This is a genomic window from Komagataeibacter sp. NFXK3, assembly GCF_054182245.1.
In genome coordinates, this window is record NZ_JAPIVJ010000004.1 from 179801 (window position 1) to 193162 (window position 13362).

Genomic DNA, 13362 nt, shown 5'->3' on the forward strand with positions numbered 1-13362 from the left:
TGCCGCCTTTTTTCAAAAAAGCGGTGTTCTTCGAAGCTTTTTGAAAAAAGCTTCACCAAAAACTTCTTTATGATCAATCACCTTCAGGCAATGCGGGCGCGGTTTCCCAGCCGGGGCCGATAATGGCGGCGCTGCGGCGGCCCAGCCCGTCATGGCGCAGCACGATCATGTTCTGCTCCTCAAGGTAGGCAAGCTGCCGCCGGGCGCGGCCCAGCGAGTGGGTGCCATAGGTCCGCGCAATCACGCTGTCGGACGGGCACGGCTCCCCATGCAGCGCCGCCCGCGCAATGAGCAGGAAGATGCCCTGCATGTCATCTGGCAGCACGGCGGCCATCTGCTCGGCCTGCCGCCAGTCCTCGCTTTCCACCGTCGTGGCATCCACGCCCGCGCGGGCAACCGCCAGCAGGCGGCGGAAGCGCGGCATGTCGAGCGCGTCACGGCCCATGCCCTCGATCCGGCAGCGCACCAGAAAATCCTGATACAGCACATGCACCGGGCGGAAGCCCGCATCCTCATCACGCAGTATATCGGTCAGGATCTCGATAAAGCGCAGCCTGAGGGCCGCCGCATCCACCGGCGGGGCTTCGGGCGCAGCCGTTTCGGCCTCCAGCGTCGCGGTCTCGGCATGGGCTGCAAGCTGCGAGAGGATATCGGGCGGCGGGCTGACATGGCGCGGCGCGCGTGCGGGCAGTTCGCGCTCGGGCACCGGGGTCAGGATCAGTTCGCGTATTTCATCGCCCGCGGGCACTGGCTCGAAGGGCATCAGCGTGGGGCCAGCCGAGCGGCTTTCAGTCTCGACCGGGCCGATTTTAACCGCAAGCGGCCTGCGGCACACAGCGGGGCCGAGGGCCACGAAATAACCGCGCTCAAGGTCACGGAAGCTCTCGGCCTGCCGCCTTTCCATGCCCAGCAGGTCGGCGGCACGCATCATGTCGATATCGAGGAAAGTGCGGCCCATGAGGAAGTTCGAGGCCTCGGCCGCGACATTCTTGGCAAGCTTCGCCAGGCGCTGGGTGGCGATCACGCCCGCCAGCCCGCGCTTGCGGCCACGGCACATGAGGTTGGTCATGGCTCCCAGCGAGGCGCGGCGTGCCTCATCCGATACCTCGCCCGCGGCTGCTGGCGCAAAAAGCTGGGCTTCATCCACCACCACCAGCACAGGGTACCAGTAATCGCGCGGCACCTCGAACATGCCGCCAAGGAAAGCAGCGGCGCGGCGCATCTGCACATCCGCATCCACGCCCTCAAGGTTCAGGATGACCGAGGCGCGGTGCATGCGCATGCGCTCGCCCGCCGCCTGCAGGGCGGCCTCGGTATGCTCGGCGGCATCAATGACCAGATGGCCGAAGCGCTCGGCCAGGCTGACGAAGTCGCCCTCGGGGTCGATGATGGCCTGCTGCACCATGCGCGCCGACTGCTCGAGCAGGCGGCGCAGCAGGTGCGACTTACCCGAGCCGGAATTGCCCTGCACCAGCAGGCGGGTGGACAGCAGTTCGGCCAGGTCCATGGTCACGGGGCCATCGCCCGCAACAGCCCCGCGCCGCTCGCCAATCGTGATTGCAACACTCATGGCGCTGACGGATACCGCTCGCGGCGCGAGTCCTGCAACCACGCCCATGCGCCTTCGCCCGCCATGCGGCCCGTGGCCATGCAGCCCTGCAGCAGGTAGCCGCCGGTGGGGGCCTCCCAGTCCAACATTTCACCTGCGGCAAACACGCCGGGCAGCGCGCGGATCATGAAATGCGCATCGAGTGCGGGCCACGCAATGCCACCGGCCACCGATATGGCGCGGTCCAGCGCGGCAGGGGCGTTGACTTCAACCGGCACCGCCTTGACCTGTGCGGCAAGGGCCTGTGGCGCGCGCGGGGGCGGTCCGTCGCCGCCTTCACGCATCAGCGCCACCGCAACAGGGGAAAGCTTCAGCGCCTTGCGTAGCGTGTTGGACAGGCTCTCACGCGCACGCACACGGGCGATACGCGTCGTGATCTCGGCCACGTCAAGGGCCGGGCGCAGGTCAATGAGCAGGCGGGCGTGGCCTGTTTTGGCAATCCGCTCGCGAATGGCGGCCGAGAGCGCATAGACCGCACCCCCCTCGATGCCCGTATCGGTCACCACCGCCTCGCCGCGCACGCTCGGCCCATTTTCCAGCGCAAGGCCGATACCGCGCAGCGGCGTGCCCGCAAACCGCGCGCGAAAGGCCGGGCTCCATCCGGTCACGAACCCGCAATTGGCAGGCGCGAACGGCGTGACATCCACGCCGAGTTCCCCCAGGCGCGCGCGCCATGCGCCGTCAGACCCCAGCCGCGCCCAGCTTGCGCCCCCCATGGCCAGCACGGTGGCATCCACCCGCCAACTCGCCACCCCGCCGGGGCCGGACACGCGCAGGCGGCCCGCCTCATCCCAGCCCAGCCAGCGGTGGCAGGTGAGCAGGCGCACCCCACGCGCGGCCAGTCGCGCAAGCCACGCGCGCAGCAGGGGGGACGCCTTCATGGCGCGCGGGAACACCCGCCCGCTGCTGCCGGTAAAACAGGGCTGGCCCAGCCCTTCGGCCCATTTCACCATATCGGCCGGGCCGAAGGCGGACAGGGCCGCCCGCATCATCGGCATGGCCGCACCATAGCGGGCGCCAAAGGCTGCCGGATCCTCGGAATGGGTCAGGTTCAGCCCGCCGCGCCCGGCCATGAGCAGCTTGCGGCCCATGGTGGGCATCTGCTCGACCACGCTCACCGCGCAGCCCCACTCGGACAGGATCTCGGCTGCGGCAAGGCCCGCGGGCCCTCCGCCAATAACGGCCACATGCGGCCTGAAAACGAATTCGGTCATCAGATGATGTAATCAATCGGCGGAAGCATCTGGTCCATGGTGAAGGCGGGCAGGCTGGAATGGCGCGTGCCCACAACCCGGGCCGGGTTGCCCACCACCGTGGTGTAGGGCGAGACGGATTCCAGCACGATGGACCCCGCCCCCACCTTGGCCCCCTCGCCAATCTCGATATTGCCCAGGATGGTGGCGCCCGCGCCGATCAGCACGCCCCGGCGCACCTTGGGGTGGCGGTCGCCCACGTTCTTGCCGGTGCCGCCAAGCGTCACGCCCTGCAGCAGCGACACGTCATCCTCCAGCACCGAGGTCTCGCCAATCACGATGCCCGTGCCGTGGTCGAACAGCACCCGCCGCCCCAGCCGGGCGGCGGGATGAATATCCACCCCGAACAGTTCCGAGCAGCGGCTCTGCAGGTGCAGCGCCAGATAGCTGCGCCCGTTATGCCACAGCCAGTGCGCCACGCGGTGGCTCTGCACGGCGTGGTAGCCCTTGAAGAACAGGAAGGGCGTTACGTATTCCGCCGTGGCCGGGTCGCGCTCGCGGATGGCCACGAGGTCGGCCGCGGCGGCGTTGACGATATCGGGGTCAGCCTCGAACACTTCGGTCACCAGTTCAGCCAGCGCGTCATCGGCTACCGAGCGGTCGCCCAGCTTGCGCCCGAGCAGGGCGGCGAGCGCGCCGCGAAAGGAGCCATGATTGCGGATGCCCGTGGCCAGCAAGCCCTTGACCAGCGGGTCATTGCAGCCACACGCGCCACTTACGATCTCGCGCCACAGCATGGCGGGATCGACCGGCCCCAGCGTGGGGGGCAGCACGGGGCTGGCGCGGTCCTTCAGCGAAAGGGCGGCAGGCGGGGTTTCAGGCATGATCGGTCCGTTCCGTCCGGTGGGCGGTGTTCATATGTCTGGCAGGCAGGCGTTTACAGCCCCATGGCGTGCCGGGCAAAGCTGCGGCGCAGGGGGGTTATGCGGTTGACGGTGGCCAGCCCCACGTCACGCGCCAGGCGCAGCACGGGGTTGTCGTTGCCAAACAGGCGCTCGAGCGCATCGGTGGCTGCCAGCATGAGCATGTTGGCAGGCCTGCAGCGCGCCTGGTAGCGGCGCAGCACGTCAGGCGCCCCCACATCGCCGCCCGCCGCATGCACCTGCGCCAGGATGTCGGCCATGGCGATCACGTCACGGAAGCCAAGGTTGAGCCCCTGGCCCGCAATGGGGTGGATGCCGTGGGCGGCATCACCCACCAGCGCCAGGCGGGTATCAATGTAACGCTGTGCATACTGCGCGGAAAGCGGATAGACCCAGCGCCGCCCCACGGGGGTCACGGCACCCAGCCATTCATCGCCCATGCGGCGGCGGATCTCGTGGGTAAAGGCGTCATGCGGCAGGTCGGCCAGGCGGTGGGCCACCTTTTCGCTCTCGGTCCAGACCAGCGCGGAAAGGTTGGGGTGCTGCGCGTTGCCCGCCATGGGCAGCTGGGCAAAGGGGCCTGCGGGCAGGAAATGCTCCAGCGCACGGCCTTCATGCGGGAACTCATGGGCAACCGCGCACACGATGCCGCACTGGTTGTAGGGCATGCGGGTGACCGTGATGCGGGCCTGGTCGCGCAGCGGGCTGCGCCGCCCCTCGGCCGCCACCACAAGGCGGGCGTTGATGGTGCGGCCGCTGGTGGTGTGGATCACGGCACCATCAGCCGTGCGGGTCACGCGGCCTTCATCGGGGGCGAAAACATGCAGCCCCGGCGTGGCGTGGAGGGCTGCATTGAGCGCCACGCGCAGGGCGCGGGCCTCGATCATGGCACCGAAGGGCTGGTCGGCATCGGCCCTGCCAAATTCAAGGAACAGGGGCGAAGGCGGCTGGCCGGGCCTGCCATCGGTCACGCGGATCTCGTTGATGTCGCACGACTCCATGGGCAGGCGGGCCCACACGCCCGCCTCCTCAAGCAGGCGGCGCGAGCCTGCGGCAATGGCATAGGCGCGGCCATCAAAGGCGGGGTGCTCCATGGGCGGCAGGGCCGCGCGATCAATGATCGCGACCTGCATGCCTGCGGTGGCCAGGCGGCAGGCCAGCGTGGCGCCAACCGGACCCGCCCCCACGATGCAGACATCAACCCCAAGGGCTTCGGGCATGGTGGTGGCTGTCATGTTCGCGGTCATTTCGTTTCCTGTTCTGGGGCCGCCGGGCAACGGGGCAGGCCACACGGATTTACTCCCCACCGGGGGCAACGCACAAGCACACATGCCGGATGCGTGGCGTGAAGGCGGATGACATGCATCACCCGATCAGGGTATAGACGGAGCGGTTACCTTACTTCACCCACGGTCAACCGGCCGGAACAGCAAGAATGGAGACGCGGTGCGATGAAGCTTGTCACAGCCATCATCAAGCCTTTCAAGCTCGACGATGTGCGTGAGGCCCTGACCCCGCTGGGGATTCAGGGGCTGACCGTATCGGAAGTCAAGGGCTTCGGTCGCCAGAAGGGCCAGACCGAAATCTATCGCGGGGCGGAATACCACGTTAGCTTCCTGCCCAAGATCAAGATCGAGGTTGCCGTGACCGACGAACTCGTCGAGCAGGCGGTCGAGACGATTCTGGAAGCCGCCCATACCGGCAAGATCGGCGATGGCAAGATCTTCATCTCCCCGCTTGACAGCGTCATCCGCATCCGCACGCGCGAGACGGGCGACAGCGCGCTGTAAAAGCCCTTCCTTTTTTTCATACATCATTTCAGGACCGACCAGCCACATGGCCACATCATTCCGCATCTCCCTCGCCGCCGCCTCCGTCATGGCGCTCGCCCTTTCCAGCGGGGCCGCGCAGGCGCGTGACACGTCCAAGGCGTGCCACGCCAAATTCACGGCGGCCCGCACGGCGGGCACGCTGGGCACGCAGTCCTACAAGGAATTCAAGGCCGCACAGTGCGATACCGGCGCCGCCACCACCACGGCCGAGGCGGCCAAGCCCGCCACACCGGCAGCCCCGGCTCCTGCCGCAGCCCCCGTAGCCGCACCGGCAGCAGCCAGGGCCGCAGCGCCCGCAATCACCACCTCGGCCACCATGCCTGCCACTGTTGCTGACAAATACAGCAAGGAGCCCGCGGGCAAGGGCCGCCTGCACACCTGCCTTGACCAGTACAACGCCAACAAGGCCACCAACGCCAATGGCGGGCTGCGCTGGATCCAGAAGGGCGGCGGCTACTACAGCCAGTGCAACGCCAAGCTCAAGGGCTGAGCCCCGCGCACGGGCCACGCCCTGGCCCGTGCCTACCCGCCCTGCCTGCGCGCGGGGCGGACAAAGGCCTGGCTGGTGGCGTAGGATATCCACACCCTGTGGCTTGCGAACCAGTCCGAGCCCAGCAGCATTTCAAGATGCTCGCGCAAAGGAGCCACGGTGAGCGTGACATTGCGCTCAAGTTCATGGCCCACCTGCAGGCTGTCAAAACGGTGCCAGTGATAGATGTCCTTGTGACCATCCACGCCGGCGGTAACCCCGCCGGGGTCGCGCTCAAGCTGTGACTGGGCAACACCCGCGCGGTGCGCCACGTCGGGCGAGACGATGCGCGAGCGCGCGCCACTATCGAGCAGCGCCGTAACCGGCCTGCCATCAAGCCTGACCTCGAGCAGGAAGCGGTTGTCCTGCCGGCGCAGGGGCAGGCTTTCATAGGGGCCATCCCACGCAGGCGGAGGGGCGCAGGCGAGCGAGCCGTGCTGGATGTTCCACAGGCTCAGCGTGCCGCCGGGCACATCCATGTCGAGATCGAAGCGCGAGAGGATGTCGCCACCAAGCAGCCCCGCCACGGGCGGCTGGATCATGGGCTGGCCGGGCAGTTCGCCCACCGGCACGGAGCGCGCGCCAAAATCCACCCCGCCCACCCGCAGGTCGGGCACGATGGCGTTGGGCGTGGCCTGCGCCACCCCGCCCGTGCCATGCACCACCGTTTCATGCTCGGGGTCGAGGCGCAGGCGCAGGTAGCCCACCATCTCGGGCGTGAGCAGCCCGCCATCCGAGCCGGTATCGACCAGCGCGCTCAGGCTGTGGCCTGCAATGCTGATGACGATGGAAAGGTACCCCCCATCATCACGCAGCGGCACCTGGGCTACACGCTCATGGTTGCACAGCCGCGCGGCATCGGGGGCCGCCATCGCGCCATGGGCCACGCCAAGGCCGCAGGCCAGCCCCATGGCCAGCAGGGTGTTGCGGGCCGCCACTAGCCCAGGCGCTCCGCCATGGCATCGGTCGCGGCGAGGAGGGCCTCGATCATGCCGGGCTCGGTCATGGCATGGCCTGCGATGTCAATGACCTGAAAATCCGCCTCCGGCCAGGCGCGGTGCAGGTCCCATGCCGTGCGCATGGGGGTGGCCACGTCATAGCGCCCCTGCACGATGATGGTGGGGATATGGCGGATGCGGTCGACATCACGGATCAGCTGCCCCTCCTCCAGCCACCCTGCATTGATGAAATAATGGTTCTCGATGCGCGCGAAGGCCAGCGCGTAGCGCGGGTCGCCGTGCCGGGTGACACTATCAGGCGCGGGGCGCAGGGTGATGGTGCGACCTTCCCATACGCTCCAGGCGATGGCCGCCTTTATCTGCTCGTCCTGGTCCGTGCCGGTCAGGCGGCGGTTATAGGCCGTAATCAGGTCGCCGCGCTCGGCGGGCGGGATGGGGGCGATGAACTGCTCCCACAGGTCGGGGAAGAGCCATGAAGCGCCTTCCTGATAATACCACAGCAGCTCCGCCCGGCGCAGGGTGAAGATGCCGCGCATGACCAGCGCCGTCACCCGCCCGGGGTGTGCCTGCGCATAGGCCAGCGCCAGCGTGGAACCCCATGAGCCGCCAAACACCATCCACTGCTCCGCCCCCGTGAGCACGCGCAGGCGCTCCATGTCGGCCACGAGGTGCCAGGTGGTGTTGTGCTTGAGGGATGCATGCGGGGTGGAGCGCCCGCAGCCGCGCTGGTCGAACAGAAGGATGCGGTAGCGCGCGGGGTCGAACATGCGGCGCTGGAAGGCCGAGCACCCGCCGCCGGGACCACCATGCACGAACACCACGGGAATGCCCTCGGGGTTGCCGCACAGCTCCCAGTAAACGCGGTGCCCCTCCCCCGTATCAAGCCAGCCGTGGTCGTAGGGGTCGATGGGGGGATAGGCAAACCGCTCAGGCATGGATCTTCCTGTTCATCGGGCAGTATCGGGCGGGGTGTCGGTGGTGGCATGCGGATGGGCGCGTGTCCAGACATCCATCAGCCGCGCCTCATCCGCCAGGGTGTAGCGCTGGGTGGTGGACAGGCTGGCATGGCCAAGCAGGTCCTGGATCACACGCAGGTCGGCGCCGCCTTCCATCAGGTGCGTTGCGAAGGAATGCCGCAGCGCATGCGGGGTTGCATGCTCGGGCAGCCCCGCCATGTGCCGCCAAGTGCGCATGGCGCGCTGGGCAATGCCCGCCTGCAGCCGCCCACCCCGCACGCCTACGAACAGCGGCGCATCGGGCTGGGGCAGCGGGTGGGCATTGCGCCACCGCCTGAGCGCCTGCATGACCTGCGGCAGCACCGGCACCATGCGCTCCTTGCCACCCTTGCCGCGAATGCGCAGCACGCCATCACCCTGCACCGGGTTGCCAAGGCTGGCGGCCTGATCGAAATCACGCACATCCAGCCCCAGCGCCTCCGAGATACGCAGCCCGCAGCCGTACAGCAGCATGAACAGCGCCCCATCACGCACCTGCGCCATGGGGGTGTGGGCAATGTCGGCCACGCCTTCGGGCACCTCGAGCGCATCAGGTTTTGGCAGTGGGCGGGGCAGCGGGCGGCGGGTGCGCGGAGTGGCTAGCAGGGCGGGTGCCGGGTTGTCCACGCCATGGTAGCGGGCAAGGTAGCGGTAGAACGAACGCAGCGCCGAGACCCGCCTTGCCCGCGTGCGCGCGGCGCGGTCCTGCGTGGTCGCGCGCCTGCCGGTCAGGGCGGCATTATGCTCATGGGCCAGCCAGGCCCGCAGGTCGGCCAGTGAAAGCCCCGCCAGCGCCCCCAGATCGGGTTCCGCGCCCAGATGCCCCATGATGAAGGCGAGAAAGCGGTCCAGATCGCCGCGATAGGCCGCAAGCGTGAGGGGAGAGGCCCGGCGTTCGGTCTCCATCCACTGCAGAAAGGCATCACGTGCCCCGGTTGCCATCATGCCGCCTGCCCTTCTTGCCTGACTGAAAAAAGTTTTGGGTGAAGCTTTTTTCAAAAAGCTTCGAAAGACGCCGCCTTTTTGAAAAGAGGCGGCACCCGAAAACTTTTATCACCTATTCTCAATGCCTTGTTTCAAAATAATGTCTTATCGGGGCGATGGATGCGCCATGCCTTACGGATGGACAAGACACAGCCGATGCCTGACGGTAGAAAAACACATGCCGCATCGCAACCCCACCCAGACGGACCTGCTGCCCCCCGCCCCTGACGGGCGCGTGCGGGTCATGCTTACCCTGCCCTTTGCCGGGCCTCTGGACTACCTGCTGCCCCCCCGGCTGGCCGATGCCCGCCCCGGTGATATCGTGACCGTGCCACTCGGCCGCCGCACCGAAACCGGCGTGATCTGGGATGCCGCCCCCGGCCTGCCGCCCGAATTCAGGCCACCCCCATCAAAGGAAGTACCCACCAGCCGCCTCAAGCCCGTGGCTGCCCGCCTCGATCTGCCGCCCCTGCCCGCGCAACTGCGCCAGTTCGTGGACTGGGTGGCCGCCTATACGCTCTCGCCGCCGGGCATGGTGCTGGCCATGGCGCTGCGGGCCAATGCGCTGGCCGCCCTGCCCAGGCCCGGCACGGGCTACAGCCCCGCGCCCGCATTGCCTGCCGACCTCCGGCTGACCCCCGCCCGCCAGAAGGTGCTGGACATTGCAGCCAATGGCCCGCCGCTCCCCGCCGCCGAACTCGCCCGCCGGGCAGGCGTGGGGGCGGCCGTGATTCGCGGTCTGGCGCAGGCGGGCGCGCTGCGCGCGGTCGAGATCACGCCGCCGCCCCCCTTCGCCACACCTGACCCCGCGCATTGCCCGCCCACGCTGGGCGGCAACCAGGCCGAGGTGGCGACCGAACTGCGGGCAAGGGTGGATGAGGACAGCTTTTCCATCACCCTGCTGGAAGGCGTGACCGGGTCAGGCAAGACCGAGATCTACATGGAGGCCATTGCCGCCTGCCTTGAGGCCGGCAAGCAGGCGCTGGTGCTGCTGCCTGAAATCGCGCTCTCGGCGCAGTGGACCGGGCGCTTTGCCCGCCGCTTTGGCGCGGAGCCCGCGCTGTGGCACTCCGACCTTGGGGCAAGGCTGCGGCGCGTGACATGGCGGGCGGTGGCCGATGGCACGGCGCGGGTTGTGGTGGGCGCGCGCTCGGCGCTGTTCCTGCCCTTCAACCAGCTTGGGCTGATCATTGTCGATGAAGAGCACGAGACCGCCTTCAAGCAGGAAGATGGCGTGACCTACCACGCGCGCGACATGGCGGTGGTGCGCGCGCGCATGAGCCGCGCGCCCATCGTGCTGGTCTCGGCCACCCCCAGCCTTGAAAGCCTGGCCAATGTGGGCGCGGGCCGCTACCGGCACCTCAAGCTCAATGCCCGCCACGGCAACGCGACCATGCCGGTGGTGGAAACACTGGACATGCGCGCCGACCCGCCCGAGCGCGGGCTGTTCCTCTCGCCCGTGCTGACCGGCGCTATCAACGACGCCGTGGGCCGGGGCGAGCAGGCCATGCTGTTCCTCAACCGCCGGGGCTATGCGCCGCTTACGCTATGCCGCACCTGCGGCCACCGCATGCAGTGCCCCAACTGCACCGCCTGGCTGGTCGAGCACCGCGCCCGCCATATCCTGACCTGCCACCATTGCGGGTATGACGAGCCCATTCCCCAGACCTGCCCCAAATGCGCCGATGCCGACAGCCTGACCCCCATAGGTCCCGGCGTGGAGCGCATAACGGAGGAGGCGCGCGCCACCTTCCCCGACGCACGCATTCTGGTCATGGCGAGTGATACGCTCAGCGGCCCCGCCGCCACGGCCGCCGCCGTCGAGCGCATTGCCCGGCGCGAGGTGGATCTTGTGATCGGCACCCAGATCGTGGCCAAGGGCTGGCACTTCCCGCACCTGACACTTGTGGGCATTGTCGATGCCGATCTCGGCCTTGGCGGTGGCGACCTGCGGGCCTCCGAGCGCACGGTGCAGCTCCTGCACCAGGTGGCAGGGCGTGCGGGCCGTGCGGAGGCACCGGGCCGGGTGCTGTTGCAGAGCTACGTGCCCGACCACCCGGTCATGCAGGCGCTGGTTTCAGGTAATTTCGGCAGCTTCATGGAGCAGGAGGCCGAGCAGCGCCGCCCCGGCTTCTGGCCGCCTTATGGCAGGCTCGCCGCCCTGATCGTAAGTGCCGAGACGCCTGATGCCGCCGAGCTGACGGCCCGCGCCCTTGGGCAGAATGCGCCACGGCTTGATGGCGTGCAGGTGCTGGGTCCGGCACCGGCACCGCTGGCCATCCTGCGCGGGCGACACCGCCACCGGCTGCTGCTGCGCGCGCGGCGCAACATTGCGGTGCAGCCCATCATGCGCGAATGGCTCAGCCGCGTAAAACCCGAGCGCGGGGCGCGGATTGACGTGGATATTGATCCGGTCTCGTTCCTGTAAGCCAGACAAAACAGATAAAAGTTTTTGGGTGCAACCTTTTTTCAAAAAGGCTGCATTTATCGAAGCTTTTTGAAAAAAGCTTCACCAAAAACTTTTGCTTTTTAGTAGTTTACTGCGCCTCGGTGGCATGGGTCATGCCCCGGTGCAGCGCCTGCTCCACATCCCGCCCCGCCAGCGACAGGGCCACCGCCTCGGCAATGCGGATGCCGTCAATACCCGCTGACAGGATGCCCCCGGCATAGCCCGCCCCCTCGCCCGCCGGGAACAGCCCGCGCAGGTTCACGCCCTGCCCATCCACCCCGCGCGGAATGCGCAGCGGGGAGGACGTGCGGGTTTCCACCCCGGTCATCACCGCATCCCGCATGGAAAAGCCTGCCAGCTTGCTGTCAAAATGCGGCAGGGCCTCGCGCATGGCCTCAACGGCAAAATCAGGCAGGCAGGCCGACAGGTCAGTAGGTGTCACGCCGGGGCGGTAGGACGGCACGACGGCGCCAAGCGTGGTGGAGGCCACGCCATCGAGGAAGTCGCTCACCGTCTGCGCGGGCGCGAAATAGGCCCCGCCACCGGCCGCGAACGCACGCCGCTCCCACTCGCGCTGGAAGGCGATGCCCGCAAGCGGCCCACCGGGATAATCGCGCTCCGGCGTCACCCCCACCACCAGACCTGCATTGGCGTTGCGCTCGGCGCGGGAATACTGGCTCATGCCATTGGTCACCACCTGCCCTACCTCGGATGTGGCGGCGACCACCGTGCCGCCGGGGCACATGCAGAAGGAATAGACCGCGCGGCCATTGCTGGCATGGTGCACCAGCTTGTAATCCGCAGCCCCCAGCAGCGGCACGGCCTCGGGCTGGCCATAGCGGGCGGTGTTGATGACCGATTGCGGGTGCTCGATGCGCACCCCGATGGAAAACGGCTTGGCCACCATGGCAACGCCTGCCTCATGCAGCGCGCCAAAGGTATCACGCGCACTGTGGCCAATGGCCAGAACCACATGGCTTGCCGCAATCTCGTCCCCATCCGCCAGGCGCAGCGCGCGGATGCGCCTGTCCCCCGCGCCATCATCACCGGTCACGAATTCGGTTACGTGCGCGCCAAAGCGGTATTCGCCCCCCAGCGCCTCGATCTCGGCGCGGATATGCTCGACCATCGACACCAGCCGGAACGTGCCGATATGCGGGCGCGAGAGGTATTCGATCTCGGGCGGGGCGCCCGCGCGCACGAACTCGGCCAGCACCTTGCGGCCATAATGGCGCGGATCACTGACCTGGCTGTACAGCTTGCCATCGGAGAAGGTGCCCGCTCCCCCTTCGCCAAACTGCACGTTGCTCTCGGGGTTGAGGATGGATTTGCGCCACAGGCCGAAGGTGTCGACCGTGCGCTCGCGCACCACCTTGCCGCGCTCGAGCACCACGGGGCGCAGGCCCATCTGCGCCAGCACGAGTGCGGCCATCAGCCCGCATGGTCCCGCCCCGATTACCACCGGGCGCATGAAGCCGGGCCGCGCGGCAAGGGCCGGGCCATCATCCACCGCAAAACGGTAGGTGGTATCAGGCGTGGGCATGATGTTGCGCGCGCCTGCGTGGGCGGCCAGCACGGCGGCCTCGTCACGCACGGCGCAGTCCACCGTATAGACCAGCATCATGCGGTGCCGGTGGCGGGCGTCATGGCCCCGGCGGAAGATGGTGATGGCCTCGATCTCCGCCGTTGCCACACCCAGCCGTTCGGCCACCGCCTGTTCCAGTGCGGCGTCGTCATGCGCGATGGGCAGGCGCAGTTCGGTCAGTCGGATCATGGGCGGGTTTTCCGTGGCTGATGGCAGTGCGGGAGCCATATCACGCCGGGGCGGCGCACAGGAATGTGCTAAATGCTGGTGACGCGCCGTAACCTTCTGCTAGGAAGGCGGCGAT

11 protein-coding genes are annotated in these 13362 nt (G+C 67.9%); 3 read left to right on the forward strand and 8 right to left on the reverse strand.

Annotated features, from left to right (window positions below):
* Positions 1-73: 73 nt before the first annotated feature.
* The 4 genes from OQZ28_RS06370 to OQZ28_RS06385 form a co-directional block, all read right to left on the reverse strand.
* Complete coding sequence (locus OQZ28_RS06370; protein WP_458135519.1) at positions 74-1570, reverse strand: helicase HerA domain-containing protein; 1497 nt, start codon at positions 1568-1570, stop codon at positions 74-76.
* Entirely contained in the window at positions 1567-2823 is a 1257-nt protein-coding gene (locus OQZ28_RS06375; RefSeq protein WP_458135520.1) for a TIGR03862 family flavoprotein, read from the reverse strand. The genes OQZ28_RS06370 and OQZ28_RS06375 overlap by 4 nt, the downstream gene beginning before the upstream one ends.
* The gene (gene cysE, locus OQZ28_RS06380; RefSeq protein ID WP_240906544.1) at positions 2823-3599 is read right to left on the reverse strand and encodes a serine O-acetyltransferase; all 777 of its coding nucleotides are present in this window, start codon (positions 3597-3599) and stop codon (positions 2823-2825) included. The genes OQZ28_RS06375 and cysE overlap by 1 nt, the downstream gene beginning before the upstream one ends.
* A gap of 140 nt (positions 3600-3739) precedes the next feature.
* The gene (locus OQZ28_RS06385; protein ID WP_130730218.1) at positions 3740-4972 is read right to left on the reverse strand and encodes a UbiH/UbiF/VisC/COQ6 family ubiquinone biosynthesis hydroxylase; all 1233 of its coding nucleotides are present in this window, start codon (positions 4970-4972) and stop codon (positions 3740-3742) included.
* A gap of 204 nt (positions 4973-5176) precedes the next feature.
* Between OQZ28_RS06385 and OQZ28_RS06390 the strand changes: the two genes are divergently transcribed.
* Complete coding sequence (locus tag OQZ28_RS06390; protein WP_061274536.1) at positions 5177-5515, forward strand: P-II family nitrogen regulator; 339 nt, start codon at positions 5177-5179, stop codon at positions 5513-5515.
* 46 nt (positions 5516-5561) lie between these two features.
* Positions 5562-6047, forward strand: coding sequence for a hypothetical protein (locus tag OQZ28_RS06395; protein ID WP_458135521.1), 486 nt, complete (start codon positions 5562-5564; stop codon positions 6045-6047).
* Positions 6048-6079: 32 nt separating this feature from the next.
* Here the strand turns inward: OQZ28_RS06395 and OQZ28_RS06400 are convergent, their stop codons facing one another.
* The 3 genes from OQZ28_RS06400 to OQZ28_RS06410 are packed head-to-tail and all read right to left on the reverse strand — an operon-like array spanning position 6080 to position 8985.
* The gene (locus OQZ28_RS06400; RefSeq protein ID WP_458135579.1) at positions 6080-6997 is read right to left on the reverse strand and encodes an aspartyl protease family protein; all 918 of its coding nucleotides are present in this window, start codon (positions 6995-6997) and stop codon (positions 6080-6082) included.
* A 26-nt stretch (positions 6998-7023) separates the two neighbouring features.
* Positions 7024-7980: a prolyl aminopeptidase gene (pip, locus tag OQZ28_RS06405; RefSeq protein ID WP_458135522.1), complete on the reverse strand. Its 957-nt coding sequence runs from the start codon at positions 7978-7980 to the stop codon at positions 7024-7026.
* 12 nt (positions 7981-7992) lie between these two features.
* Complete coding sequence (locus OQZ28_RS06410) at positions 7993-8985, reverse strand: tyrosine recombinase XerC (RefSeq protein WP_130731541.1); 993 nt, start codon at positions 8983-8985, stop codon at positions 7993-7995.
* 217 nt (positions 8986-9202) lie between these two features.
* Between OQZ28_RS06410 and OQZ28_RS06415 the strand changes: the two genes are divergently transcribed.
* Complete coding sequence (locus OQZ28_RS06415; RefSeq protein WP_458135523.1) at positions 9203-11452, forward strand: primosomal protein N'; 2250 nt, start codon at positions 9203-9205, stop codon at positions 11450-11452.
* A 109-nt stretch (positions 11453-11561) separates the two neighbouring features.
* Here OQZ28_RS06415 and OQZ28_RS06420 read toward each other — a convergent pair whose 3' ends face one another.
* Positions 11562-13247 carry an NAD(P)/FAD-dependent oxidoreductase gene (locus OQZ28_RS06420; RefSeq protein WP_458135524.1) on the reverse strand — a complete coding sequence of 562 codons (1686 nt, stop codon included), beginning with the start codon at positions 13245-13247 and terminating at the stop codon, positions 11562-11564.
* Positions 13248-13362 lie beyond the last annotated feature (115 nt).

Coding starts and splice junctions, on each gene's coding strand:
- OQZ28_RS06395 (WP_458135521.1), top strand. CDS start 5,562: ATGGCCACATCATTCCGCATCTCCCTCGCCGCCGCCTCCGTCATGGCG.
- OQZ28_RS06400 (WP_458135579.1), bottom strand. CDS start 6,997: ATGGGGCTGGCCTGCGGCCTTGGCGTGGCCCATGGCGCGATGGCGGCC.
- cysE (WP_240906544.1), bottom strand. CDS start 3,599: ATGCTGTGGCGCGAGATCGTAAGTGGCGCGTGTGGCTGCAATGACCCG.
- OQZ28_RS06385 (WP_130730218.1), bottom strand. CDS start 4,972: ATGACCGCGAACATGACAGCCACCACCATGCCCGAAGCCCTTGGGGTT.
- OQZ28_RS06390 (WP_061274536.1), top strand. CDS start 5,177: ATGAAGCTTGTCACAGCCATCATCAAGCCTTTCAAGCTCGACGATGTG.
- OQZ28_RS06375 (WP_458135520.1), bottom strand. CDS start 2,823: ATGACCGAATTCGTTTTCAGGCCGCATGTGGCCGTTATTGGCGGAGGG.
- OQZ28_RS06415 (WP_458135523.1), top strand. CDS start 9,203: ATGCCGCATCGCAACCCCACCCAGACGGACCTGCTGCCCCCCGCCCCT.
- OQZ28_RS06410 (WP_130731541.1), bottom strand. CDS start 8,985: ATGATGGCAACCGGGGCACGTGATGCCTTTCTGCAGTGGATGGAGACC.
- OQZ28_RS06420 (WP_458135524.1), bottom strand. CDS start 13,247: ATGATCCGACTGACCGAACTGCGCCTGCCCATCGCGCATGACGACGCC.
- OQZ28_RS06370 (WP_458135519.1), bottom strand. CDS start 1,570: ATGAGTGTTGCAATCACGATTGGCGAGCGGCGCGGGGCTGTTGCGGGC.
- pip (WP_458135522.1), bottom strand. CDS start 7,980: ATGCCTGAGCGGTTTGCCTATCCCCCCATCGACCCCTACGACCACGGC.